Here is a 26,733-nt window from a genome sequence, read left to right as displayed (position 1 = left end):
AGTTTCATCCACGCCTTGGATACACTGTCGACCTTGTGAAAGCGATACACCGTCGAGGCGCATGACGGCGGCTTGAAATAGCGCCTCAGTCGCTCACCCCGCAGGCCGTCAACACTCACCACAGAACACCGATGTTTCTCTGTCTATTGCTGACATCTCACCGCGATTCGTCACTCATCATCGCGGGCCTATCGATTCGCTGCGAAGGCCGACGGGGGCTGTCCGAATTGTTTGCCAAAGGCTGTGGTGTAGGCGCTATGGCTATCGTAACCACTTGCCAGCGCGACCTGCGTAATCGGCATTCCCTGCATCAATAACGTCAGCGACGACATCAGCCGCAGCTGCTGGCGCCATTTGCCGAAGGTCATACCGGTCGACTGGAGAAAATGCCGATGGAAAGTCTTATCACCCATCGCCAGTCTGTTGGCCCACTCGGCGGCGGTGGCGGTATCGTCCGGGCTGTCCACCAGCGCCTGACACACTTGCTGCATCGCGCTATCAGCGCTGCCTGTAGGCCAGGGAAGGTGGAGCGGAAGCACCGGCTGGGTGTGCAGTTCTTCAACCAACAGCTCACCGAGTAGACGCAGACGAGTGGAAGAGACAGCGGCATCCTCGGATTGGCCTAACGCATGATCAGTTCCCGCAGCAGACCGGAGACATGAACGACGCAATCGGTCGACGGCAAGCGAGCGCATACATCCTCACGCACAAACAGACCATGTGCTTGCAGCGCCACCGGGACTACCAGCCGGTGCGCCACACCCGATCGTAACCAGACCGCAGCGGTGGGCGGCACCAGCCACTGGCCGCTGTCGGCCTCCACACGCAACAGGCCACGATCCGCATAGATCAAATGACCATAAGGGTGCGAGTGCGAAGTCACGATATGGCCCGCGGGATAGCGTACGGCGACACCGAATACCGGCAGGCCGCAGGCTTCTCCTGCGCTCAGGTCAAGCGCATGTGAGCCGTATTCGGAAGAGGAAAAGCCCATGACGGTAAAGTTTGTCCAAATAAATAAAGTATTTGTCCATTTTTATGTAGATGGACGCCACCTGCAAGCCTAACATCGAAAACAAAGTCATCTACTGGGTCTATTCACCGATGTTCATACACTCTCTTTCACCACGGCGACTATCCCTGATCTCTGGTCGGGGTCTGCGCACGTCCGTTCGTGCCACGACCCATCCTGATTCCCCCTGACCCCGACCCTCGTCAGCTTTCTCCAAGCCAGGGGGATCAGGTGCCCACAATGTCCCTGGAGTCCTTTTCATGCTGACCGATCCTTCCCAGAAATACCGTCCTACAGCTCCGGTCGATCTGACCGACCGCCAATGGCCATCACGTACCCTGACACAAGCCCCAATCTGGCTGTCCACCGACTTACGCGACGGCAATCAGGCCCTGTTTGAGCCGATGAACCGCGAGCTTAAAATCCGCTTGTTCCATGAGCTGGTACGCATTGGTTTTAAGGAGATCGAAGTGGGCTTTCCTGCCGCTTCGCGCACTGATTTCGACATCGTGCGTCACTTGATCGACACGGACCAGATTCCTGAAGACGTCACTCCGATGGTGATGACGCCATTGCGCGATGACCTGATCGCCGAAACGGTGCGCTGTGTGGCTGGCGCACGACGTGTGATCGTGCATTTCTACAACGCTATCGCCCCCGCGTGGCGCGAGATCGTCTTCGGCATGAGCGTGCCGCAGATTATCGATATGGTGGAGCAGCGGATTACGCTGTTCAAACAACTGACGGCGGCCCACCCGGAAACCGAATGGGTCTTGCAATACTCACCCGAGACTTTTTGCATGGCCGAGCTGGAGGTTTCACTGGCCGTCTGCAACGCCGCCATCCGCGCGTGGGATGCCGGTCCGCAGCGACCGATGATCATCAACCTGCCGACCACGGTAGAGATCGCTACGCCCAATGTTTTCGCCGACCAGATCGAATGGATGGATCGCCGGTTAGCGCGGCGCGAGCATATCGTGCTGTCCGTGCATCCCCATAATGATCGGGGGACGGGCGTGGCCTGTGCCGAACAAGCCATGCTGGCCGGTGCGCAACGGGTGGAAGGTTGCCTGTTCGGCAATGGTGAACGCAGCGGCAACGTCGATGTGGTGACGCTGGCGCTGAACCTGTACACCCAAGGCATTGCGCCGGGACTGGACTTCTCCGACATTGCGGCGGTCGCCCGCGTGGCCGAGGAATGTACCGCGCTGCCTGTACACCCGCGCCATCCTTATGTCGGCGATCTCGTCTTCACGGCGTTTTCCGGCTCGCATCAGGATGCCATCGCCAAGGGCTTTGCCGCACAAAAAGCCGATGAGCCGTGGCGCGTGCCTTACCTGCCCATTGACCCCAAAGATCTGGGCCGCACTTACGACAGTATCGTGCGCGTCAATAGCCAGTCAGGCAAAGGCGGGATCGCCTTTTTGCTGCAGCGGGACCACGGTATCGTCATGCCGCGCCGTATGCAGGTGGAGTTCAGCGCCATCGTTCAAGCACAGGCCGACGCCAGCGAGACGGAGCTGACCAGCCAGCAAATTTGGGACCTGTTTAAGCGCACCTACTTTGCCCCGCTTCGGGAACAGCCCGGCTTTATTCATCATCGCCATCGCTTGTTCGAGCATGCAGACGGGCAAGGTATTGAGCTGGCGCTGGTGAGTGAAGCCGGTGACGTCAAAACCTGCAAGGGGACAGGCAGCGGCCCCATTGACGCGGCTGTCGCGGCGCTGGGCATGCCGCTGCGCATCGATAGTTATGAAGAACGCAGTATGGGGGCAGGGTCCGATGCAATGGCGCTGGCCATTGTGGAGGCCGCGATACCCGGCGTACCCGGTTCGCGCTTCGGCGTAGGACGACATGCGAACATCGCAACCGCGTCAGTTTTAGCCGTGTTGAGTGCCGCAGCCCGATTCGCTACGGAGATGGCGACGGCCGACTGAGAGGCGATAGATGACCGCCCAGGGGCTTCGCGCTGGGCAGTCTTCACCGTGAGTTTTCATCAGTGGGGTTTAGTGAGGTGACGCTGCCGCTCTCCCCGTTTTCGCTGTTGGCTCACGTTGGCGCGTCTGCATCTCAAACCTGCGCGTCCTATGCTTTATGAACGCAATCTCTGACAGCGAAATTAGCTTATTAAACGGTGGGATTTATAGCGCGTTGGCGTCGTCTGGGAAGGCGTATTCGGGCGGAAAAAAGGATATCGCGCTGCCCGTAAAAGGGGGCGGACAGCGCGTAAAAGAGAGGACTGACTTACGCCTTGTCGGCGGGTTCCGCCGTCGCAGTCTGGTGCAAATGCACATCCATCTGCGGGTAAGGAATGCCGATCTGATGTTTATCAAGCGCACGCTTGAAGTTTTCCAGCAGGTCCCAGTTCACCTCGGTGGAGTCTGCGTTGGTCGTCCATACGCGCACGACAAAGTTCAGGGAAGACGCCGCCATTTCGTTCAGACGGATCACAACATCTTTATCTTTCAGAATACGGTCGTCTGCTTTGATGATGTCGCCCAGCACTTTCTTCACCACATCGATATCTGCATCGTAAGCGACGCCCACAATGATCTCGGTACGGCGATTCGGCTCGCGGGAGCTGTTGATGATATTGCCGGAGATGATCTTGCCGTTCGGTACGACAATGATGCGGCCATCAGTGGTCAGCAGCGTACTGGAGAAAATCTGTACCTGAGTCACGGTGCCGCTCACGCCACCCAGATCGACCGTTTCACCGGTACGGAAAGGACGGAACATCACAATCAGCACGCCAGCAGCGAAGTTGGACAACGAACCTTGCAGCGCCAAACCTACGGCCAAACCGGCGGCACCCAACACGGCGATAATCGATGCCGTCTGTACGCCGATGCGGCTTAACGCGGCAATCAATGTAAAGGCAATCACGCCGTAGCGCGCAATCGCAGACAGGAAATCCGCGACCGTGGCATCGATATTACGCGCCCGCATCAGACGGTTCAGGGTGCCTGAAACCACCCGCGCGACAATCAATCCCGCGATCAGAATGACCAGTGAGGAAACAATATTAACCGCATACTCCAGCAGCACATGTTGATTGTTGGTCAACCAGGTCTGCGCGCGACTTACGCTTTCTGTTACACCTAAATCTTCCATTAACTTACTCCTGTTTGAGACTCGCTAAACTCACTTACCCACACCAAAATCTACCGTTATTGGTTTAAAACGGCAGTAAAAATAAGGCTCCCGAAGGAGCCTTATTGAAGCCATTTAAATCGTATTTATTACAGAACGTCGATCGCGTTCAGTTCTTTAAAGGCTTGTTCCAGACGAGCGATCATGGTGCTCTGCGCAGCACGCAGCCATGCACGCGGGTCGTAGTATTTCTTGTTCGGCTTGTCAGCGCCTTCCGGGTTACCCAGCTGTGCCTGCAGGTAGCCTTCGTTTTTCTTGTAGTATTCCAGAATACCTTCCCAGGTAGCCCACTGGGTGTCGGTATCGATGTTCATTTTGATAACACCGTAGCCAACCGCTTCTTCGATTTCTGCAGCAGTAGAACCAGAACCGCCGTGGAACACGAAGTTCAGGCTGTTGTGCGGCAGGTTGTATTTTTCAGAAACGAAGTCCTGAGAGTTGCGCAGGATTTTCGGCGTCAGCTGTACGTTACCCGGCTTGTAAACGCCGTGTACGTTACCGAAGGAAGCCGCGATGGTGAAACGCGGGCTGATAGCGTTCAGTTTTTCGTACGCGTAAGCCACGTCTTCCGGCTGAGTGTACAGCGCGGAGTTGTCCAGATGGCTGTTATCTACGCCATCTTCTTCACCGCCGGTGCAACCCAGTTCGATTTCCAGAGTCATACCCAGTTTCGCCATGCGAGTCAGGTATTTGCTGCAGATTTCGATGTTTTCTTCCAGAGACTCTTCAGACAGGTCGATCATGTGAGAAGAGAACAGCGGTTTGCCGTGAGCAGCGAAGAATTTTTCGCCAGCGTCCAGCAGTCCGTCCAGCCACGGCAGCAGTTTCTTAGCGCAGTGGTCAGTGTGCAGAATAACCGGAACACCATAGTATTCAGCCATCTGATGAACGTGATGCGCGCCAGAGATAGCACCCTGGATAGCCGCCTGCTGCGGAACATCGGATTTCAGGCCTTTACCTGCGATAAAGCCAGCACCGCCGTTGGAGAACTGTACAATGACAGGTGCGCGAACTTTTGCAGCAGTTTCCAGCACGGCGTTAATTGAGTCGGTACCGACACAGTTAACGGCGGGCAGAGCAAATTTGTTTTCTTTTGCGACTGCAAAAACTTTCTGTACGTCATCACCAGTGATGACACCAGGTTTTACGAAATCGAAGATTTTAGACATGTTACGTGTCCTGTTTCGTTGGCCGTGGGGGGTTAGAGATAGCAACGGTTGCCTCCACCTCAGCATAGAGACAACCGCAAACGGGAGATACCTCTCCCGTCGTTCGTCATTACTGCTTAGCGCGTTCTTCCAGCATCACTACGGCCGGCAGTTTTTTACCTTCAACGAACTCAAGGAAGGCGCCGCCGCCAGTAGAGATGTAAGAGATTTTGTCTTCAATACCGAACAGGTCGATAGCTGCCAGAGTATCGCCGCCGCCCGCGATGGAGAAAGCGTCGCTATCGGCAATCGCCTGTGCGATCACTTCGGTGCCTTTACGGAAGTTCGGGAATTCGAACACACCTACCGGACCGTTCCACAGGATAGTCTTGGCATTTTTCAGGATTTCAGCCAGGCGTTCTGCAGAAACGTCGCCCAGATCCAGAACCTGTTCGTCATCTTTGATTTCAGAGACGGATTTCATCGTGCAGCTGGCGGTTTCAGAGAACTCAGTCGCTACGCGCACATCGGTCGGTACCGGAATGTCGCAAGTTTCCAGCAGTTTTTTCGCTTCCGGAATCAGGTCCGCTTCATACAGGGATTTACCCACGTTGTGGCCCTGAGCCGCGATGAAGGTGTTGGCGATACCGCCACCGACGATCAGCTGGTCAGCGATTTTAGACAGAGAGTCCAGCACGGTCAGTTTGGTGGAAACTTTAGAACCACCGACAATAGCGACCATCGGACGAGCCGGTTTGCCCAGGGCTTTACCCAGCGCTTCCAGTTCAGCAGACAGCAGCGGACCTGCACAGGCGATCGGTGCGAATTTACCAACACCGTGAGTTGAAGCCTGAGCGCGGTGAGCCGTACCGAAGGCGTCCATGACGAACACGTCGCACAGCGCGGCGTATTTTTTAGCCAGCACTTCGTCGTCTTTCTTCTCGCCTTTGTTGAAGCGGACGTTTTCCAGAACAACCAGTTCGCCTTCCGCTACATCAACGCCTTCCAGGTAGTCTTTCGCCAGACGTACTGGTGAAGACAGTTTGTCTTTCAGGTAGTTAACAACCGGCAGCAGAGAAAATTCTTCGTTGTATTCGCCTTCGGTAGGACGACCCAGGTGAGAAGTCACCATCACGCGGGCACCCTGCTTCAGCGCTTTTTCGATTGTCGGCAGAGATGCGCGGATACGCGCATCGGACGTCACTTTGCCAGCTTTAACCGGTACATTCAGATCCGCACGGATCAGCACACGTTTGCCAGCCAGATCCAGATCGGTCATCTTAATTACAGCCATGGTGAATCCTCTTGGTTGATTCTCTTAAAGTTGCTTGAGCGAGGCGTCGGCAGAACCGCCGCCGCGTACTAGAATCCGCAGGCCGCCATTGCCCGAGTTGTATCCAACATACGGTTGGCGAAGCCCCATTCATTATCGCACCAGACCAGTGTTTTTATCAGATGATGTCCACTGACCCGGGTTTGTGTTCCGTCTACGATCGCGCTGTGCGGATCGTGATTAAAATCGGCCGAAACTAACGGTAATTCTGTGTAGTCAACTATACCACGAAATGCCCCTCGCGCTGAGCTTTGCAGCAGGCTATTGATTTCGCAGACGTTTACTTTACTTCTCACGCTAACACTTAGATCGATCGCCGTGACGTTCGTGGTGGGAACCCGCACGGAAATCGCTTCGAAACGATCCTGAAACTTCGGGAAAAAACGCGTAATTCCCGCCGCCAGCTTGGTGTCCACCGGAATGATTGACTGGCTGGCGCCCGCGTGCGGCGCAAATCATGATGATACGCGTCAATCACCGGCTGATCGTTCATTGAGGCATGAATGGTGGTTACCGTACCGCTTTCAATGCCAAAAGCGTCATCGAGCAGTTTTATCACGGGAATAATACAGTTGGTGGTGCAGGAAGCGTTCGACACCAGACGGTGGTCAGACCGCAAATCATCCTGGTTAACGCCGTACACCACGGTGGCGTCCAGATCTGGCGTACCGGGATGCGAAAACAGCACCTTGCGAGCGCCAGCGGCCAAATGCGCTTCACCGTCAGCCCGGCTGCCGTAGACGCCGCTGCAGTCCAGCACGATGTCCACGCCCAGTTCTTTCCAAGGCAGGTTTTGCAACTGAGGCTCGTGCAGCAGGCGAATGATGTCATCCCCCACGTACAGCTGGTCGCATTCCTGACCGACATCCCACGAAAAACGGCCATGGCTGCTGTCGTACTTGAGCAGGTGGGCGATCCCTTCGGCGTTCGCCAGCTCATTGATCGCGACAACGGAGATCTCGGCGCGCCGCCCGGACTCATAGAGAGCCCGCAATACGCTGCGTCCTATCCGACCAAAACCGTTTATCGCAATACGGATCGTCATGAAATTCCCTGTGTAATGATAAAACCGCTGGTCCTATAGAATAATCAGTACATCTTCAGGAATAAACCGTTGGTTATACCTTGCGTTTTCTTCGTCATCGGCCCGTAAAACCCGGCTGATTTAGCGGAATAAGGTGACTGCTCCGATGACTGAAACGCTTCAGCTAGCATAAACGAATTCATTGTCAAAAGGAATCGTCCCCACAGGCATGTGCCAGAAGAGTGATGTACGTCAAAAAAATGAATACAACTACTTGTCGCCTCGTAAAAGCAGGGATCGCAGATCAAAAAAGGCCGGGAGTTTCCCCGGCCTTTTTAGTGAAACGCAGCGCTTATTTCAGCAGGGCTTTTGCCTTAGCCACGACGTTTTCGGTCGTGAAGCCAAACTCTTTGAACAGCAGCTCGGCTGGCGCAGACTCACCGAAAGTGGTCATGCCAACAATCGCTCCGTTCAGGCCCACATACTTGTACCAGTAGTCGGCGATACCAGCTTCCACCGCCACGCGCGCGCTCACGGCGGCAGGCAGTACGGATTCACGGTACGCGGCATCCTGCTTATCGAACGCGTCAGTCGAAGGCATGGAAACCACACGCGCCTTCACGCCGTCGTTCGTCAGCTGCTGCCAGGCCGCTACGGCCAGTTCTACTTCAGAACCGGTCGCGATCAGGATCAGGTCAGGCTGACCGTCGCTGTCTTTCAGTACATAAGCGCCCTTGGCGATATTCGCCAGTTGCTCAGCGGTGCGTTCCTGCTGCGCCAGATTCTGACGAGACAGAATCAGCGCGGTAGGACCGTCTTGACGTTCAATCGCATATTTCCATGCCACGGCGGTCTCGACCTGGTCGGCCGGTCGCCATGTGCTCAGGTTCGGCGTTACGCGCAGGCTGGCCAGCTGTTCAACAGGCTGGTGAGTCGGGCCATCTTCACCCAGACCGATGGAATCATGGGTATAAACGTAGATACTGCGCAGTTTCATCAGCGCCGCCATACGTACCGCGTTACGCGCGTATTCCACGAACATCAGGAAGGTGGCGGTGTAAGGAATGAATCCGCTGTGCAGGCCAATCCCGTTAGCGATAGCGGTCATACCGAACTCGCGCACGCCGTAGTGGATGTAGTTGCCCACCGGATCTTCATTCAACGGCTTCGATCCAGACCACATAGTCAGGTTGCTTGGCGCCAAATCGGCTGAGCCGCCCAGGAATTCAGGAAGCAGTTTGCCGTAGCTCTCCAACGCATTCTGCGAACCTTACGGCTGGCGATGCTGGCTGGGTTAGCCTGCAGCTCTTCAACGTATTTAGCGGACTCCGCCTGCCAGTTTGCCGGCAGTTCGCCGTCGACGCGGCGACGGAATTCAGCGGCCAGATCCGGATAGGCACTCGCGTAAGCGTCGAATGCCTTGTTCCACAGCGACTCTTTGCGCTGTCCCGCATCGCGAGCATCCCACTCAGCGTAAATTTCCGCTGGGATTTCGAACGGACCGTAGTTCCAGCCGATGTTTTTACGAGTCGCGGCCACTTCGGCATCGCCCAGCGCCGCGCCGTGCACTTCATGCGTGCCCTGCTTGTTCGGAGAACCGAAGCCGATGACCGTTTTGCACATCAGCAGAGACGGTTTGTCGGTCACCAACTGTGCTTCGCCGATAGCGCGTTTGATCGCATCCGCATCGTGACCGTCGATACCGCGGATCACATGCCAGCCGTAGGCTTCGAAGCGCGCGGCCGTGTCATCGGTAAACCATCCGGTGATGTGACCGTCGATGGAAATACCGTTGTCATCGTAGAACGCCGTCAGTTTGCCGAGTTTCAGCGTCCCCGCCAGTGAACAGACCTCGTGAGAGATCCCTTCCATCATGCAGCCATCGCCCAGGAACGTGTAGGTGTGGTGGTCGACGATGTTATGTCCCGGACGGTTGAACTGCGCCGCCAGCGTACGCTCGGCGATCGCCATACCGACCGCGTTCGCGATCCCCTGACCCAGCGGCCCCGTGGTGGTTTCCACGCCCGGCGTATAGCCGACTTCCGGGTGACCCGGCGTTTTGGAGTGCAGTTGACGGAAGTTTTTCAGTTCTTCCAGCGGCAGGTCATAGCCGGTCAGGTGCAGCAGGCTGTACATCAGCATGGAGGCATGACCGTTGGACAGCACGAAGCGGTCGCGGTTGGCCCAGTGCGGGTTAGCAGGGTTATGATTAAGGTAGTCACGCCACAGGACTTCGGCGATATCGGCCATACCCATCGGTGCGCCCGGATGGCCAGATTTGGCCTTCTGCACACCATCCATGCTCAACGCACGGATAGCATTGGCAAGTTCTTTACGAGAGGACATGCTTTACTCCAGATCGGATTGAACAAGTGTCTTGCCGAACACACGATATATAAATCAAAACGTTAGCCCGAAAAGACCAAGAAGAGATAGTTCTAAATGTACATGAAAACCCGGCTGAATGCACTGGGAACCGTATGGGCCGAGCGCCTTAGGACGGGGGATTCACGCCATCGCAGCACCGTCAAACGTCGCGATTGCCCGCCCATTCAGGGATGCGGCGTACTATTTCCCGACGAATAGAATGTTCTGCATTTATTCCTATTAATACCATGTACATTCCCTTACATTATCCCTGCTTTTATTACGTCTTTAGTCGAAGACGCGTTGTTTTTATTTACAATCCTAGGGAGAACAGGGATGAAATTACGAGTTTCACTATTAGCTATCGTCATGGCAACGTCATTGAGCGGCTGTAAGAGCATGGACGCAGCGCAGATGCTGCAGTCCGGCACCCAGGCTTTCAAAGCGGCCTCTCTGAGTGATTCAGATGTGAAAACGCTCAGCGCGCAGTCTTGCCAGGAAATGGATAAAGAGGCGAGCATCGCACCCGCCAACAGCAAATACACCAAGCGTCTGAACAAAATCGCCAACGCACTCGGTCACGACATCAACGGCACCCCGGCTAACTACAAAGTTTACCTGACTAAAGACGTCAACGCCTGGGCGATGGCTAACGGTTGCATCCGCGTATACAGCGGCCTGATGGACATGATGAACGATAACGAAGTCGAAGGCGTTCTGGGTCATGAAATGGGTCACGTCGCGCTGGGTCATAGCCGTAAAGCTATGCAGGTCGCTTACGCGGCAGAAGCTGCACGTTCCGCGGCTGCATCTGCGGGCGGCGTTGCTGCTACGCTGTCCAAGTCTCAGTTGGCCGATCTGGGCGAAGCGCTGGTCAATGCACAGTTCTCTCAGGCTCAGGAATCTCAGGCTGATGACTACTCCTTCGATCTGCTGAAAAAACGTGGCGTAAACCGCGAAGGTCTGGCGACCAGCTTCGAGAAACTGGCGAAGATGGATGCCGGCCGCGACAGCAGCATGTTTGACTCCCACCCGGCGTCTAAAGAACGTGCTGAACATATCCGCAAGCGCATCACCGAAAACAAATAATCGCTGACGCTTTCAGATAACGACAAAGGGCGCCCCGGCGCCCTTTTCATTTCGACTTCCGCCCTCTCCGCTCACTTGGCCAGCCTGACATCTTGATCGCATTGCGATTGATCCAGCCTGAACGTCGTTCGGTTGCCCGCGTGGCACCCTGTCTTATGGGACAACGCGTTAACGTCAACGCGCGGTGTGGCAATGCCAGAAACAATAAAGGCTGAGTTCACACTCAGCCTTCTCGTATTGTGACGCCTCCGGACGCGTTACTCGTCTTCGAGGTAGGTGTAACCGTAAAGCCCGGTTTCGAACTCATGCAGGAACTGGGCACGCAGCTCTGGCTGCAACTGAGCCGCTTTCACCTGATCGCGGAAGCGAGACATCAGCACATCCGGATTCAGCTGCACGTACTCCAGCATATCCGCGACGGTATCGCCTTCGTCTGACTCCACCACATCGACCTTGCCGTCTTCACCGACAAAAACATCCACGGTGGCGGTATCGCCGAACAGGTTATGCATGTTGCCCAGGATTTCCTGGTAAGCGCCCACCATGAAGAAGCCCAGCAGCGGCGGATCTTCCGGATTGTACGGCGGCATCGGCATTGTCGTAGCGATACCGTCCCCATCGATATAATGATCGATCGCGCCATCGGAGTCGCAGGTGATATCCAGCAAGACCGCGCGACGCTCCGGCAGCTTATCCAGCCCTTCCAACGGCAAGACCGGGAACAGTTGGTCGATCCCCCACGCATCCGGCATGGACTGGAACAGCGAGAAGTTGACGTACAGCTTGTCCGCCATCCGCTCCTGCAGTTCGTCGATGATCGGTCGGTGCGCGCGATTGCTGGGATCAAGCTGCTGCTGGATACGTTGGCAGATGCTGAGATACAGCTGTTCCGCCCTCGCCCGCTGCGTCAGATCCAGCATGCCATGCGCATACTGCGTGTGGACGTCGTGCAGGTCCATCTGACTGTCGTGCAGCCATTCGCGCAAGGAGCGACGATTACCCGTTTGGGTAATCTCCTTCCAGGTCGACCACATACTTTCGAGCGCACGCGGCGCGTCTTCACCCGGCGCTTCCGGCTCGCTGAATTCGTTGCGCTCCACGCCGATGATGTTGGACACCAACACGGTGTGGTGCGCGGTCAGTGCGCGACCGGACTCGGTGATGACCATCGGATGCGGCAGGCCATGTTCGTTACAAGCGTCGCCGATACCCCAAATTACGTTGTTGGCGTATTCGTTCAGGCCATAGTTAACGGAGCAGTCCGACTGTGAGCGCGTCCCTTCATAGTCCACGCCCAAGCCACCGCCCACGTCGAAGCACTGAATATTCACGCCCAGCTTGTGCAGTTCGACATAGAAACGGGCCGATTCGCGTACGCCGGTCGCGATATCCCGGATATTCGCCAGCTGAGAGCCGAGGTGGAAATGCAGCAATTGCAGGCTTTCCAAACGGTTGGCCTCGCGCAGCATTTCGACCAGCTGTAGCACCTGCACCGCCGCCAGTCCGAATTTGGATTTTTCGCCGCCGCTGGACTCCCATTTGCCCGATCCCTGAGAGGCCAGTCGCGCGCGCACGCCCAAACGCGGCACCACGTTCAGGCGCTCCGCTTCTTCCAGCACCAGTCGGATTTCCGACATTTTCTCAATCACCAGGTACACTTTGTGCCCCAGTTTTTCGCCAATCAGCGCCAGACGAATATATTCGCGGTCTTTGTAGCCATTGCAGACGATGACGGTGCGGGTCATGCCGGCATGGCCGAGCACGGCCATCAGTTCCGCTTTGGAACCGGCTTCCAGTCCCAGCGGCTCGCCGGAATTCACCAGCGATTCGATCACCCTGCGGTGCTGGTTCACCTTAATCGGGTAAACCAAAAAGTAGCCGCCCTCGTAGCCGAAGGACTCGCGCGCACGCTGGAACGCGCCGTTGATGGAGCGCAGACGGTGCTTCAGGATCTGCGGGAAGCAGAACAGCGCGGGCAGACGACGATCGGCTTTGCCCTGCCGCTCTTTCACCAACTGCGCCAGATCGACGCGAGCTTCAGGCACATCCGGGTCGGGACAGACGGTGATATGCCCCAGCTCGTTGACGTCATAATAGTTATTGCCCCACCAGGCAATGTTGTAGGTGCGCAGCATTTCGCTGGCATCGCGATCATTCATGGCCACCTCCTGCATGGAGCGTACATTGTCGTGCTTACCCGCCGCTGACGAGCGTGAATGGATCATGTCGTCAGACATGGCAGTCCCCTTCTGTTATAGCAATATCGGCAATCATGGATGCTCCAGCGTAGACAACCTGAAACATGCGTTCTGTCCGCACCAGTAACGATGCAGAACCCGACAGACAATAGTCTGGCGTCGTTTTGTGACTCTTTTCAGTGTAAAGCACGATGTCAGGCTCCGAGATATGTTTCGGTAAAAATCCAGGGAAACCATCATCAGAAGAACGCGCGGCGTCCATCTGCACAGGAATGAAAGACGGGTCAGCCAGCGCGGGAATCCTGCGTTGCACTGCGGGACAGGCTAAGCTGGGCTGAAAGCGGAAAGAGGTGATACGAAGACGCCATAGCGGCGACGGCGCGGCGCGGCGAGCGCGGCTCACTGAACAAACAACGGGTCATTAATCCTATCACCTCCCAGCAGGCCGCAGGCTATGCAGTCTGGCCATTAACGGAAACGGCAAAAAGTAAGCATATCACGGGTATCAAAACCGAGCGCCGGTTATACCGATCCCACCGTCGAAAATCAAAATGAAATTCGTAACAATCCACGGAGTTGCGACAAACCACGCGAGAGACCACCCCACGGGATCCGGATCGGCGGGCAAAAACTGCTGGCAATGGGACTAAAAACCGACCTAAAATAGCCATCCAGATGTTAATCCGTCTATACCGATTAACCGATTCACTGCTTAACGGCTTTGCTTTTACAAGGTAAAGAAACTCATGGCTAGACACCTATTTACATCCGAGTCTGTTTCCGAAGGACATCCTGACAAAATTGCCGACCAGATCTCTGACGCGGTTCTTGATGCGATTCTGGAACAGGATCCCAAAGCACGCGTCGCTTGCGAAACTTACGTCAAAACCGGAATGGTGTTAGTCGGTGGAGAAATTACGACCAGCGCCTGGGTAGATATTGAAGAGATTACGCGTCGCACGGTTCGCGACATTGGCTACGTGAATTCCGATATGGGATTCGACGCCAACTCCTGCGCAGTGCTGAGCGCCATCGGCAAACAGTCTCCGGACATCAACCAGGGCGTTGACCGCACCGATCCGCTGGAGCAAGGCGCGGGCGACCAGGGCCTAATGTTTGGTTACGCGACCAACGAAACCGACGTGCTGATGCCCGCGCCGATCACCTTCGCCCACCGTCTGGTACAACGCCAGTCCGAAGTCCGTAAAAACGGCGCGCTGCCGTGGCTGCGTCCGGACGCGAAAAGCCAGGTCACCTTCGCTTACGATAACGGCAAAATCGCTGGTATCGATGCCGTAGTTCTGTCCACTCAGCACTCTGAAGACATCAAACTGAAGGATCTTCAGGAAGCGGTGATGGAAGAGATCATCAAACCTGTGCTGCCGGCCGAGTGGCTGACCGCAGGAACCAAATACTTCATCAACCCGACCGGCCGTTTCGTTATCGGCGGCCCAATGGGCGACTGCGGTCTGACTGGTCGTAAGATCATCGTCGATACCTACGGCGGCGCAGCGCGTCACGGCGGCGGCGCGTTCTCCGGTAAAGATCCGTCTAAAGTTGACCGTTCTGCCGCTTATGCCGCGCGTTATGTGGCGAAGAACATCGTGGCCGCAGGCCTGGCCGATCGTTGTGAAATTCAGGTGTCCTACGCCATTGGCGTGGCTGAGCCGACGTCTATCGCCGTTGAAACCTTCGGCACCGAGAAGATCTCCTCCGATCGACTGGCTGAACTGGTGCGCGAATACTTCGATCTGCGTCCGTACGGCCTGATCCAGATGCTGGATCTGCTGCACCCGATCTATCAGGAAACCGCTGCGTACGGCCACTTTGGTCGCGAGCATTTCCCGTGGGAGAAAACCGACGTCGCGCCTAAACTGCGCGACGCCGCTGGCCTGTAATCTCCGCATTTCCACCAAAGCCAGCTCGTCTGCTTTGGTGTTCTTCATACTCCGCGCTTTTCAGACACTTCCGCACTGACCTCTCGCCTCATTCTGGCTACATTGGCCTTCACGTAACACCTTGATAAACCTCGCTGATGCAATTTACCTCGTTCTTCTCGTCTTTTTTGTAATCGATTACAACTTATCCCCTTACGCTTTTCGGATTGCCTGAATACCGTTTTGTCATATATAGATAGCCAGCCAATATAAAGGTTTGGCAACAAAATTGTAACCGTTTACACCTATCGGGGACGGATCACACAACACGATGCCGTGGCGGCCTATGCTACGACATACCAGGGGTCAGGATTAACAAGTGAGGTTCTATGGTTGGGGCTAAAAATAACAACAGAGCATCCAATAAAACCATGACGTTTTTGGTCTGCTTTCTTGCCGCGCTGGCAGGGCTGCTGTTCGGTCTGGATATCGGGGTGATCGCCGGCGCGCTGCCGTTTATCACGCAAACGTTTCAAATGACAAGTCATCAGCAGGAGTGGGTTGTCAGCTCAATGATGTTCGGCGCGGCTATCGGCGCTATCGGCAGCGGCTGGCTTTCGTCTCATCTGGGCAGAAAAACCAGCCTGATGATAGCGTCCGTTCTGTTCGTCATCGGATCGCTAAGCTCGGCATTAGCGCCTAACGTTGATGTATTGATCATCTCCCGCGTCATCCTCGGTCTCGCCGTCGGCGTGGCGTCTTATACAGCACCGCTGTATCTGTCCGAGATCGCGCCCGAGAAAATTCGCGGCAGCATGATCTCCATGTATCAGCTGATGATTACCATTGGTATTCTCGGCGCTTATCTGTCCGACACGGCGTTCAGCTATACCGGCTCCTGGCGCTGGATGTTGGGGGTGATCACCTCCCCGCGGTGCTGCTGTTTATCGGGGTGTTCTTCCTACCGGGCAGCCCGCGCTGGCTGGCGGCCAAAGGACGCTTTAACGACGCCAGACGTGTCCTGGACAGGCTGCGCGACTCGACCGAACAGGCGAAAAAGGAGCTGGATGAGATCCGAGAAAGCCTGCAAATCAAGCAGAGCGGCTGGGCGCTGTTCACCAGTAATCCCAATTTCCGCCGCGCGGTTTACCTCGGCATTCTGCTGCAGGTGATGCAACAGTTCACCGGCATGAACGTGATCATGTACTACGCGCCGAAGATCTTCGACATCGCTGGCTTCACCAGTACCGGACAGCAGATGTGGGGAACGGTGATCGTCGGGGCCGTCAACGTGTTGGCCACCTTCATCGCCATCGGTCTGGTCGACCGCTGGGGACGCAAGCCGACGCTGATTCTGGGCTTCGTGGTCATGGCCTGCGGTATGGGCGTACTCGGAACGATGCTGCACATCGGCATTGCCTCCAGCGCCATGCAGTATGCCGCCATCATCATGCTGCTGATGTTTATTGTCGGATTCGCCATGAGCGCCGGTCCGTTAATCTGGGTTCTGTGCTCCGAGATCCAGCCGCTACGCGGCCGTGATTTCGGCATCACGGTCTCAACAACCACGAACTGGATCGCCAACATGATCGTTGGAGCCACCTTCCTGACCTTGTTGAACACCTTGGGCAACGCAAACACCTTCTGGGTCTACGGCGGCCTCAACGTCCTGTTCATCGTGCTGACGCTGCTGCTGATTCCGGAAACCAAAAATGTTTCGCTAGAGCACATCGAACATAACCTGATGTCCGGTAAGCGCCTGCGTAATATCGGCGAATAACCCCCCTACGCCGGGGCACGTTTACAACCGTGCCCCGGTCACCGTATGCTTGACGCCATGAAGACTGAACGCGTCCCTATCGCACTCCAACAGGCGGTGATGCGCTGCCTGCGGGAAAAGCTGGCGCTGGCCAATACCGCTCTCGACAGCGACTATCCCGAACCCGCCGTCACCTACACTCAGCGCGGCGCCACCGCCGGCAGCGCCTGGCTGCAGGAGTGGGAAATTCGCATCAACCCCGTGCTATTGCAGGAAAATCAGCAGGCCTTTATTGATGAAGTCGTGCCCCATGAGTTGGCGCATCTGTTGGTTTACGCGCGCTTTGGTAAAGCAACCCCGCACGGTAAAGCCTGGCGATGGATGATGGAGCACATTCTGGCGGTGCCGGCTCGGCGTACGCACACCTTTGCCGTGGCATCAGTGCGAGGAAAAACCTTCCTTTATCAGTGCGCCTGTCAGCAACACGAACTGACGGTGAGGCGCCATAACCGCATTCTTCGCGGTGAAACCGAGTACCGCTGCCGCCGCTGCGGAACCCCCCTCAGACGCGATGAAAAAGAAGCGAGTTGATCGCAGATTCCAGTTTTTTCCGACCGGGCGCGGCGTTGCCTCACCGGAGCGCTTCCGGTACTCTGCTCGCTTTTCTGCCTAAGGCGCTTTGGAACATGCTTCGCAAAATTCTTGTTATTGCTACCGTGGGCTGCGGCCTGATGACTTTTTCTGCGCTCAGCCAGGAAATCCATAGTTTCACTCAGGCAAAAGCCGCTGCGGTGAAAATCAACCAAGACGCGCCGGGCAGCTTCTATTGCGGCTGCCGCATTACCTGGCAGGGTAAAAAAGGTATCCCCGACCTGCAGTCCTGTGGTTATGAAGTCCGCAAGAACGCCAATCGCGCCAGCCGTATCGAATGGGAACACGTCGTTCCGGCATGGCAGTTCGGTCACCAGCGCCAGTGCTGGCAGAACGGCGGACGCAAGAACTGCGAGCGGGATGAGGTCTACCGCGAAATGGAAACCGATCTGCATAACCTGGAACCGGCTATCGGCGAGGTCAACGGCGACCGCGGCAATCTGATGTATAACCAATGGAACGGCGGCGAGAAGCAGTACGGTCAGTGCGAGATGAAAATCGACTTCAAAAACAAGATGGCTGAGCCCCCCGAACGCGCACGCGGCCCGATTGCCCGGACCTATTTTTACATGCGCGACCGCTATCATCTGACGCTCTCCCGCCAGCAGACCCAGCTGTTTGAAACCTGGAACCGGCAATATCCCGTGACGCAGTGGGAATGCACCCGCGACAATCGCATCGCCCAGGTACAAGGCAATCACAACCCCTACGTGCAACAAGCTTGCCAGCAGTGATCCGGCTACCTACTATAGCTTAAGTCCTAAACACCACCGTCCGTGGACGGTGGTGGGCTCCACCCGGGCGACCCGCCCATTCCGACAGACATGACGTAAAGGCCAGAACATCAATGCGAATACCGCGCATTTTCCATCCCGAAACGCTATCTCCCAACGGCGGCGAAACCGACCTGAGCGCAGATGCCGCTAACCATATCGGCCGCGTACTGCGCATGAACCGCGGTCAGGCGCTACAGTTATTTGACGGCAGCAACTGCATTTTCGATGCGGAAATTCTTCTGGCCGACAAAAAACGAGTACAGGTACGCTACGCCGCCGCACAGCAGGAAGACCGCGAGTCTCCGCTGCACCTGCATCTTGGGCAGGTGATTTCCCGCGGAGAGAAAATGGAATTCACTATCCAGAAATCCATTGAGCTGGGCGTGAATGAAATTACCCCACTGTTTTCAGAACGTTGCGGCGTCAAGCTGGACGGAGACCGTCTGGAGAAGAAGCTGTCTCAATGGCAAAAAATCGCCATTGGCGCCTGCGAACAGTGCGGTAGAAACCGTATTCCGCTCATTCGTCCTCCCCTGTCGCTGGAAAGCTGGTGCGCAGAGCCGGACAATGGGTTAAAACTAAACCTGCATCCGCGGGCGACACACAGCATCAATACGCTGCCCACGCCGGTGCAGCGCGTCCGTCTACTGATTGGCCCGGAAGGCGGCCTTTCGTCCGATGAAATTGCGATGACGGCAGAACACGGCTTTACCGATATTCTGCTGGGGCCTCGCGTTCTGCGTACAGAAACCACAGCGCTCACCGCAATCACCGCATTGCAGGTTCGATTCGGCGATCTGGGGTAAAGGAGTAAGAGAATGATCAAACTCGGCATCGTGATGGACCCGATTGCAGCCATCAACATCAAAAAAGACACCAGTTTCGCCATGCTGTTGGAAGCGCAGCGTCGGGGCTGGGAGCTGCATTATATGGAGATGGACGATCTCTATCTGAACGCGGGCGAAGCGCGCGCCACCACGCGTCAACTGAGCGTCGAGCACAACTACGACGGCTGGTATCAGTTCGGCGATGCGCAGGATATCGCCCTGCATGAGCTGGACGTGGTGCTGATGCGAAAAGATCCGCCGTTCGATACCGAGTTCATCTACGCCACCTATATCCTTGAGCGCGCGGAAGAAAAAGGCACGTTGATCGTCAACAAACCGCAAAGTCTGCGCGACTGCAATGAAAAGCTGTTCACCGCCTGGTTCTCCGAACTGACGCCGGCGACGCTGGTCACTCGCCGCGCCGACAAGCTGCGCGAGTTCCACCAGCAGCATAAAGACGTGATCCTCAAGCCGCTGGACGGCATGGGCGGCGCTTCCATCTTCCGTCTGAAACAGGATGACGCCAACGTGTCGGTCATCATCGAAACGCTCACCGAACACGGCAGCCGCTACTGCATGGCGCAGAATTATCTGCCCGCCATCAAAGACGGCGACAAACGCGTGCTCGTGGTGGATGGAGAACCGGTTCCTTACTGCCTGGCCCGCATCCCGCAAGGCGGAGAAACACGCGGTAATCTAGCCGCCGGCGGCCGAGGAGAAGCGCGTCCGCTGAGCGAGAGCGACTGGCGGATCGCCCGGACTATCGCCCCGATTTTGAAAGAGAAAGGACTGATTTTCGTCGGTCTGGATATCATCGGCGACCGTCTGACCGAGATTAACGTCACCAGCCCGACCTGCGTACGTGAAATTGAAGCTGCGTTCCCTGATGTCTCCATCACCGGCATGTTGATGGACGCCATCGAACGGCGGCTGTCCGCGCGCTAATCACTCTTCGACGGCCTGGAAGCGATCCCCGGTCGACCATGCACATCTGCCGGGTTCGTCGGCTGGCGGCGAACCGAAATAACGACAGAAAAACGATAAGAACAGACCATGAATTTACAGCATCACTTTCTTATCGCGATGCCTGCGCTGCAGGATCCGGTATTTAAACGGTCCGTGGTATATATCTGCGAACACGGCGAAGACGGTGCGATGGGGCTGATCATCAATAAACCGATGGAACAGTTCACCGTCGACGATATTCTGAAGAAACTGAAAATCACGCCGCCAGAGTCAAAATCCGATATCCGGCTGGATAAACCGGTCTTTTCCGGCGGTCCGCTAGCGGATGACCGTGGCTTCATTCTGCACACCCCGCAGGCGGGCTTCGCCTCCAGCATTTCCGTCTCGCCCGATACCATGATTACGACGTCCAAGGACGTGCTGGAGACAATGGGCACGGTCGACCAGCCCAACAACACGCTGGTCGCGCTCGGCTATACGGCCTGGGAAGGCGGGCAGCTTGAGAGCGAGCTTTTGGACAACGCCTGGCTGACCGTTAAAGCCGATCAGGACATCCTGTTCCATACGCCGATTGCGGACCGTTGGCGCGTCGCCGCGAAAAAACTCGGCGTGGATATCCACATGATCGCCAGCGATGCGGGACACGCCTGATGAGTCACCGCACCATCATGGCATTCGACTTCGGCACCCGTAGCATCGGCGTCGCTATCGGTCAGGATCTGACTCGCACCGCCCGCCCGCTTCAGGCATTTAAAGCGCAGGACGGCACGCCGGACTGGCAGAAGGTCGAAAAGTTATTACGGGAATGGCAGCCCGAGCTGGTGATCGTCGGCCTGCCGCTGAATATGGACGGCACAGAACAACCGCTGACGGCGCGGGCGAGGAAGTTCTCCCAGCGTCTCCACGGCCGCTTTGGCGTGGCGGTTGAGCTGCATGACGAACGTCTCAGCACGGTAGAGGCACGCTCCGGCCTGTTCGCTCAGGGCGGTTTTCGGGCTTTGGATAAAGGCAGCGTCGACTCCGCCTCGGCAGTCGTCATTCTTGAAAGCTGGTTCGAGCAACACTAGCGTTATCCTGCCGTCGGCGCTGGCGACGAGATAACGCCAGGTCGGGAGATATCGCTCAAAATAAATGTGGCGCGGTCGAAAGAGCGCGCCACATTTTTATGTATCTGAAGACGTCACTGGTTAATCGTCGGGGTATTCGCGCAGGAAGCGCTCAACGTCATTCACCATCGACTCCGTGCCGACAAAGAACGGCGCGCGTTCATGCAGTCTCTGCGGCTGAATATCCAGAATACGACGGTGTCCGTCGCTGGCTTTGCCGCCCGCCTGCTCCGCCAGCAGCGCCATCGGGTTGCATTCGTACAGCAGACGCAGCTTGCCCTGCGGATAACTGGCCGTACTCGGGTAGAGATAAATCCCCCCTTTCAGCAAGTTGCGATGGAAGTCCGCCACCAAAGAACCGATGTAGCGCGACGTATATGGCCGCATCGTGGCCTCGTCCTGCTCCTGACAGTACTTGATGTACTTTTTCACGCCCTGCGGGAACTTGATGTAGTTACCTTCGTTGATGGAGTAGGTATTTCCCGTTTCGGGGAAGCGAACTCTTTCATGCGACAGGCAAAAAACGCCCAGGGAAGGATCGTAGGTAAAGGCATGAACCCCGTGACCGGTGGAATAGACCAACATGGTCGAAGAGCCGTAAACAATGTAGCCAGCGGCGACCTGCTTGCTGCCGGGCTGCAGGAAATCGGCTTCGGTTACCGGAGATCCCAGCGGAGTAATGCGTCGGTAGATAGAAAAAATGGTGCCGACTGAAACGTTTACATCAATGTTGGAGGAGCCGTCCAGCGGATCCATCAACACCACATACTTTGCATTTTCGGACCGCTCCCCCTCGAAGATAACAATTTCGTCTTCTTCTTCGGAAGCAATACCGGCGACTTCACCACGCGCTTTGAGCGCCGCCTTCAACTTTTCATTGGCGTACAGATCCAACTTCATCTGTACTTCGCCCTGCACATTGGAAACTCCGCTGGTACCTAAAATATCCACCAGACCCGCTTTGTTGATGTCGCGGTGAATGATTTTCGCTCCCAGCTTGATTGCAGACAGCAACGCGGTGAGTTCACCCGTGGCATGTGAGAAATCGTGCTGTTTTTCGACGATAAATTCGCCTAACGTTTTCATAACACTATTCCATAGTCAGCAGATGAAAAGCGGTCTAATTATGTACCGCCAACGTTTGCGTTTGCAGTGTAGCCCAAAGAGAAAGCGAGCACATAGTCAAATCCATTTCTTGAGAACTATCCATAGCGTTAGAATAACGCCAGACTTTTGTAGACTGTTGGGAAACGTATGCGCATTCATATATTAGGTATCTGCGGCACCTTCATGGGAGGGCTCGCGCTGCTGGCCCGCTCGCTGGGACATCAGGTGACTGGCTCTGATGCCAACGTCTATCCCCCCATGAGCACACTACTGGAAGAACAAGGGATCACCCTGATTGAAGGATACGACCCTTCGCAGCTGGAGCCTCAGCCAGACCTGGTGATTATCGGTAACGCGATGTCCCGCGGCAACCCCTGCGTCGAAGCCGTCCTTGAGCGTAATATGCCTTATGCCTCCGGGCCGCAATGGCTGCACGACTACGTGCTGCGTGAACGCTGGGTCATCGCCGTCGCGGGAACGCACGGCAAGACCACGACCGCGGGAATGGTGACCTGGATATTGGAAGCCTGCGGCTACAATCCCGGCTTTGTCATCGGCGGCGTTCCCGGCAACTTCGACGTCTCGGCGAGATTGGGCGATAGCCCGTTCTTCGTCGTGGAAGCCGACGAATATGACTGCGCCTTCTTCGACAAACGCTCCAAGTTCGTTCATTACTGCCCCCGGACCCTGATTCTGAATAACCTCGAATTCGATCATGCCGATATCTTTGACGATCTGAAAGCGATCCAAAAACAGTTCCACCACCTGGTGCGACTGGTGCCGGGCACTGGGCGGATCCTCGTTCTCAGCAACGATCAACCGCTCAAGCAAGTGATGGCGATGGGATGCTGGAGCGAACAGGAGCTGGTCGGTGACGACGGCATCTGGAAAGCGAAAAAGAGCGTACCGGACTCCAGCATTTTTCAGGTTTATCTGAACGATGAATTGGTCGGTGAAGTCGAGTGGGGCCTGGTTGGTGAACACAACATGCATAACGGCCTGATGGCGATCGCCGCCGCTCGCCATGTCGGCGTTCCGCCTGCGGAAGCCTGCCGCGCGCTGGGCGGCTTCATCAATGCGCGTCGCCGCCTTGAACAGCGCGGTACGGCGAACGGTATCACCGTTTATGATGACTTCGCGCATCATCCGACGGCGATCCTGGCTACGCTGGCGGCTCTGCGCAGCAAAGTCGGCGGCACGGCCAGAATCCTGGCCGTCCTGGAGCCCCGCTCCAATACCATGAAGCTGGGACATTGCAAAACCGAGTTAGCTCCCTCGCTGGGACGCGCAGATGAAGTTTTCCTGTTCCAGCCACAGCATATCTCTTGGCAGGTCGCAGAAGTGGCGGAGGCTTGTGTGCAGCCAACGCACTGGAGTGCGGATATTGATACGCTGGTTGATATGGTCGCTAAAATCGCGCAGCCCGGCGATCACGTGCTGGTCATGAGCAACGGCGGCTTCGGCAATATTCATGAAAAACTGCTGGAAACGTTCCAGAAACAGGAACAGGCAAAAAGCTGATGGCCTGACCGGTCGACCCTTTTCTCGCTTTGAGTGAATGGTCTTCCGGTCAGCACAAAAGAAAAAGGACGGGAATATCCCGTCCTTTCGTCGTTCTGAACACCAGTTACATCAGGCGTCGAACGGGTCACGCAACACGATCGTCTCTTCGCGATCCGGACCCGTGGAGATGATGTCTACCGGCACGCCGGTCACTTCTTCTACACGTTGGATATAGTCCAGCGCCGCCTTAGGCAGGCCCGCACGATCTTTCACGCCGAAGGTAGACTCGGTCCAGCCCGGCAGCGATTCGTAAATCGGCTCAATGCCTTCCCAGTCTTCGGCCGCCAACGGCGTCACGTCAACTTCACGACCATCCGGCAGGCGGTAGCTACGCAGATCTTCACTTCTTTCAGACCGTCCAGCACGTCCAGTTTGGTCATGCAGAAACCGGACAGGGAGTTGATCTGCACCGCGCGACGCACGGCGACCGCATCCAGCCAGCCGGTGCGACGACGACGACCGGTGGTCGCACCGAATTCGTTGCCTTTCTCACACAGGAAATCACCAATGTCATCAAACAGTTCGGTCGGGAACGGGCCTGCGCCCACACGGGTAGAGTATGCCTTAACGATGCCGAGGACGTAGTCAACGTAGCGCGGACCCAAGCCTGAGCCGGTCGCCACGCCACCTGCGGTGGTATTGGAAGAGGTAACATACGGGTAGGTGCCGTGATCGATATCCAGCAGAGTCCCCTGCGCCCCTTCAAACATCACCAAATCGCCACGTCGGCGGGCTTTATCCAGCAGATCGGAAACGTCTACGACCAGAGAAGTCAGGATGTCGGCCATCGCCAGCACGTCGTCCAGCGTCTTCTGGTAGTCAACGGGATCGACTTTGTAGTAATGCACCAGCTGGAAATTGTGGTAATCGATAATTTCTTTCAGTTTGACGGCGAAGCTTTCTTTATCAAACAGGTCGCCGACGCGCAGACCACGACGGGCTACTTTGTCTTCGTAGGCAGGACCGATGCCGCGGCCGGTCGTACCGATAGCTTTGGCGCCGCGCGCTTTTTCGCGAGCGTTATCCAGAGCAACGTGATACGGCAGAATCAACGGGCATGCTTCAGACAGCAGCAAACGCTCACGTACTGGCACGCCGCGCGCTTCAAGTTCCGTCATTTCTTTCATGAAGGCATCAGGCGCCAGCACCACACCGTTACCGATGATGCTAACCACGTTTTCGCGGAGAATGCCTGAAGGAATCAAATGGAGGACGGTTTTTTCACCGTTAATAACCAGAGTATGGCCAGCATTGTGACCACCTTGATAGCGCACCACATATTTAGCGCGTTCAGTCAGCAGGTCGACGACCTTGCCTTTACCTTCGTCACCCCATTGGGTGCCCAGTACGACAACGTTCTTACCCATCTCACAATCACCAGTGTTGCTTAAAAAAGGATTCTAACATCTCATTTGTATGCTTTCAGTACTTTTTAGCACACGTTTGCGCAGAAATTTGTCGTCAATTTTAGCCATCCATGCGGCTACGCAACATGTAGTAGATCACCAGCCCCGCGACCACTATTCCGCCGCCAAAACGACGTAAAACCGTATCGGGTAATTGTGCAAGACCGAGGATCATCCGACGCCAAATGCGGGGAAACAACAGCGGCCCCAGCCCTTCAAAAATCAGCACCAACCCCAAGGCCAGCCAGACAGAGACACTCATAAAGAACTCCAGACATAAAAAAGCCCGCGTCGGGCGCTGAACGTGCGGCAGGTAACCTGCCGCAGACAACACATAACGCGGGCGTCGTATTCGCCAACGAGCGGAACGAAAATTAGCGCGCCGGCACCGTCTTCTCAGGTGACTTCATGTAGCGGAAGAAGTCGCTGTCCGGGCTTAACACCAGAACGTCCTGATTACCGCTGCTGAAGCTGTTTTCGTAGGCGCGCAGACTACGGATAAAGGCATAGAAATCCGGGTCCTGACTGAACGCGTTAGCAAACAGTTTCGCAGACTCGGCATCGCCTTCACCGCGCGTCATACGGCCTTCGCGCTCGGCTTCCGCCAATGTACGGGTCACTTCGTAATCCGCAGTGGCTTTCAGCTTCTCAGCCTGTTCCTGTCCCTGTGAACGATGACGACGGGCAACGGCTTCACGTTCGGCGCGCATACGTTGGTAGATCGCATCCGACACTTCCGTCGGCAGGTTGATCTGTTTTATACGCACGTCGATCACTTGGATCCCTAACGCAGCCATGCTGTTCGGATTCACCTCTGGCAATTTGCCGGTGGTTTCCTGTTCAACACGCGCGGCGGCGGAGGCGATGGCGTTATCGGCTTCGGTGGTCTCGCCGGTGCCGGTATTCAACGCATCACGCACGTCCATCATCAGTTGACCACGCGAGTCCGTCACGATGCCTTTTACATCCTGACGCCCGATTTCAGAACGCAGACGGTCGTTGAATTTACGTTTCAGCAGCACTTCGGCTTGGGAGATGTCGCCACCGCCGGTCGCCAGATAGTAACGGCTGAAATCGCTGATACGCCATTTGATGTAAGAGTCGACAATCAGGTCTTTCTGCTCTTTGGTGATGAAGCGATCGGCCTGGTTTTCCATCGTCTGAATACGGGCATCCAGCGTCTTCACCGACTCAAGGACCGGGATCTTAACGTGCAGACCCGGCGCATAGATGAGCGGTTTGTTCTCATTATCGCGCAGGACTTTGCCGAAGCGCATGACGATCCCGCGCTGACCTTCCTGTACAACGAACAGTGACGCGTAGATCACCAGAAGCACCAGGATCAGAATAAATAGTACTGACTTACGCATT

At 56.0% G+C, this 26,733-nt stretch carries 19 protein-coding genes and 4 pseudogenes; 11 read left to right on the top strand and 12 right to left on the bottom strand.

All coding sequences use genetic code 11. The annotated features are described in order from the left end of the window. Positions 1 to 188 precede the first annotated feature (188 nt). Both AU509_RS18600 and AU509_RS18595 read right to left on the bottom strand, forming a co-directional pair. Positions 189 to 566: a helix-turn-helix domain-containing protein gene (locus AU509_RS18600; RefSeq protein ID WP_254901544.1), complete on the bottom strand. Its 378-nt coding sequence runs from the start codon at positions 564 to 566 to the stop codon at positions 189 to 191. 56 nt (positions 567 to 622) lie between these two features. Continuing rightward, positions 623 to 994, bottom strand: coding sequence for an AraC family ligand binding domain-containing protein (locus AU509_RS18595; RefSeq protein WP_254901543.1), 372 nt, complete (start codon positions 992 to 994; stop codon positions 623 to 625). 278 nt (positions 995 to 1,272) lie between these two features. Here AU509_RS18595 and AU509_RS07745 point away from each other — a divergent pair, with 278 nt between their 5' ends. Further along, a complete protein-coding gene (locus AU509_RS07745) occupies positions 1,273 to 2,949 on the top strand; it encodes a 2-isopropylmalate synthase (protein WP_094118063.1) in 1,677 nt (558 codons plus the stop codon). 307 nt (positions 2,950 to 3,256) lie between these two features. Here the strand turns inward: AU509_RS07745 and mscS are convergent, their stop codons facing one another. The 5 genes and pseudogenes from mscS to tkt form a co-directional block, all read right to left on the bottom strand. Beyond that, complete coding sequence (mscS, locus tag AU509_RS07740) at positions 3,257 to 4,126, bottom strand: small-conductance mechanosensitive channel MscS (RefSeq protein ID WP_085651275.1); 870 nt, start codon at positions 4,124 to 4,126, stop codon at positions 3,257 to 3,259. A gap of 128 nt (positions 4,127 to 4,254) precedes the next feature. Next, positions 4,255 to 5,334 carry a class II fructose-bisphosphate aldolase gene (gene fbaA / locus AU509_RS07735; protein WP_085651274.1) on the bottom strand — a complete coding sequence of 360 codons (1,080 nt, stop codon included), beginning with the start codon at positions 5,332 to 5,334 and terminating at the stop codon, positions 4,255 to 4,257. A gap of 109 nt (positions 5,335 to 5,443) precedes the next feature. Next, positions 5,444 to 6,607 (bottom strand): phosphoglycerate kinase, encoded by a 1,164-nt coding sequence (gene pgk, locus AU509_RS07730; RefSeq protein WP_085651273.1) that lies wholly within the window; start codon positions 6,605 to 6,607, stop codon positions 5,444 to 5,446. A gap of 68 nt (positions 6,608 to 6,675) precedes the next feature. After that, positions 6,676 to 7,691, bottom strand: a pseudogene (gene epd, locus AU509_RS07725) (erythrose-4-phosphate dehydrogenase). Positions 7,692 to 8,022: 331 nt separating this feature from the next. After that, positions 8,023 to 10,016 (bottom strand): annotated as a pseudogene (gene tkt, locus AU509_RS07720) (transketolase). Between the two features lie 357 nt (positions 10,017 to 10,373). Here tkt and loiP point away from each other — a divergent pair. Further along, positions 10,374 to 11,126: a metalloprotease LoiP gene (gene loiP / locus AU509_RS07715; RefSeq protein ID WP_085651270.1), complete on the top strand. Its 753-nt coding sequence runs from the start codon at positions 10,374 to 10,376 to the stop codon at positions 11,124 to 11,126. A 257-nt stretch (positions 11,127 to 11,383) separates the two neighbouring features. Here the strand turns inward: loiP and speA are convergent, their stop codons facing one another. Continuing rightward, on the bottom strand, positions 11,384 to 13,363 hold the full coding sequence (speA, locus tag AU509_RS07710; RefSeq protein ID WP_085651269.1) for a biosynthetic arginine decarboxylase: 1,980 nt from the start codon (positions 13,361 to 13,363) through the stop codon (positions 11,384 to 11,386). Positions 13,364 to 14,070: 707 nt separating this feature from the next. Here speA and metK point away from each other — a divergent pair. From metK to ruvX, 8 genes and pseudogenes are all read left to right on the top strand, one after another. Then, on the top strand, positions 14,071 to 15,222 hold the full coding sequence (metK, locus tag AU509_RS07700; protein ID WP_085651268.1) for a methionine adenosyltransferase: 1,152 nt from the start codon (positions 14,071 to 14,073) through the stop codon (positions 15,220 to 15,222). Positions 15,223 to 15,590: 368 nt separating this feature from the next. Then, positions 15,591 to 16,981: pseudogene (locus AU509_RS07695) on the top strand (sugar porter family MFS transporter). A gap of 57 nt (positions 16,982 to 17,038) precedes the next feature. Then, the gene (locus AU509_RS07690; protein ID WP_094118114.1) at positions 17,039 to 17,551 is read left to right on the top strand and encodes a SprT family zinc-dependent metalloprotease; all 513 of its coding nucleotides are present in this window, start codon (positions 17,039 to 17,041) and stop codon (positions 17,549 to 17,551) included. Positions 17,552 to 17,646: 95 nt separating this feature from the next. Then, the gene (endA, locus tag AU509_RS07685) at positions 17,647 to 18,345 is read left to right on the top strand and encodes a deoxyribonuclease I (protein ID WP_085651297.1); all 699 of its coding nucleotides are present in this window, start codon (positions 17,647 to 17,649) and stop codon (positions 18,343 to 18,345) included. A gap of 113 nt (positions 18,346 to 18,458) precedes the next feature. Further along, the gene (gene rsmE / locus AU509_RS07680; RefSeq protein ID WP_085651266.1) at positions 18,459 to 19,193 is read left to right on the top strand and encodes a 16S rRNA (uracil(1498)-N(3))-methyltransferase; all 735 of its coding nucleotides are present in this window, start codon (positions 18,459 to 18,461) and stop codon (positions 19,191 to 19,193) included. 12 nt (positions 19,194 to 19,205) lie between these two features. Further along, entirely contained in the window at positions 19,206 to 20,159 is a 954-nt protein-coding gene (gene gshB / locus AU509_RS07675; protein ID WP_085651265.1) for a glutathione synthase, read from the top strand. 108 nt (positions 20,160 to 20,267) lie between these two features. Next, a complete protein-coding gene (locus tag AU509_RS07670; RefSeq protein ID WP_085651264.1) occupies positions 20,268 to 20,831 on the top strand; it encodes a YqgE/AlgH family protein in 564 nt (187 codons plus the stop codon). Continuing rightward, a complete protein-coding gene (gene ruvX / locus AU509_RS07665; protein ID WP_085651263.1) occupies positions 20,831 to 21,247 on the top strand; it encodes a Holliday junction resolvase RuvX in 417 nt (138 codons plus the stop codon). Before AU509_RS07670 ends, ruvX begins: the two co-directional genes overlap by 1 nt. A 120-nt stretch (positions 21,248 to 21,367) precedes the next feature. Here ruvX and fbp read toward each other — a convergent pair whose 3' ends face one another. Then, complete coding sequence (gene fbp, locus AU509_RS07660) at positions 21,368 to 22,372, bottom strand: class 1 fructose-bisphosphatase (protein WP_094118061.1); 1,005 nt, start codon at positions 22,370 to 22,372, stop codon at positions 21,368 to 21,370. A gap of 168 nt (positions 22,373 to 22,540) precedes the next feature. Here fbp and mpl point away from each other — a divergent pair, with 168 nt between their 5' ends. Continuing rightward, complete coding sequence (mpl, locus tag AU509_RS07655) at positions 22,541 to 23,914, top strand: UDP-N-acetylmuramate:L-alanyl-gamma-D-glutamyl-meso-diaminopimelate ligase (RefSeq protein ID WP_094118060.1); 1,374 nt, start codon at positions 22,541 to 22,543, stop codon at positions 23,912 to 23,914. 111 nt (positions 23,915 to 24,025) lie between these two features. On the opposite strand, the pseudogene AU509_RS07650 reads toward mpl, so the two are convergent. The 3 genes and pseudogenes from AU509_RS07650 to hflC form a co-directional block, all read right to left on the bottom strand. Then, positions 24,026 to 25,323 (bottom strand): annotated as a pseudogene (locus tag AU509_RS07650) (adenylosuccinate synthase). Positions 25,324 to 25,423: 100 nt separating this feature from the next. Further along, on the bottom strand, positions 25,424 to 25,624 hold the full coding sequence (locus tag AU509_RS07645) for a DUF2065 domain-containing protein (RefSeq protein WP_085651260.1): 201 nt from the start codon (positions 25,622 to 25,624) through the stop codon (positions 25,424 to 25,426). A 112-nt stretch (positions 25,625 to 25,736) separates the two neighbouring features. Then, the gene (gene hflC / locus AU509_RS07640; protein ID WP_085651259.1) at positions 25,737 to 26,732 is read right to left on the bottom strand and encodes a protease modulator HflC; all 996 of its coding nucleotides are present in this window, start codon (positions 26,730 to 26,732) and stop codon (positions 25,737 to 25,739) included. Between the last annotated feature and the right edge of the window lies 1 nt (position 26,733).

The organism is Lonsdalea britannica (assembly GCF_002111595.1).
GTDB lineage: Bacteria > Pseudomonadota > Gammaproteobacteria > Enterobacterales > Enterobacteriaceae > Lonsdalea > Lonsdalea britannica.
This window is presented reverse-complemented; position numbering and strand designations above follow the sequence as displayed.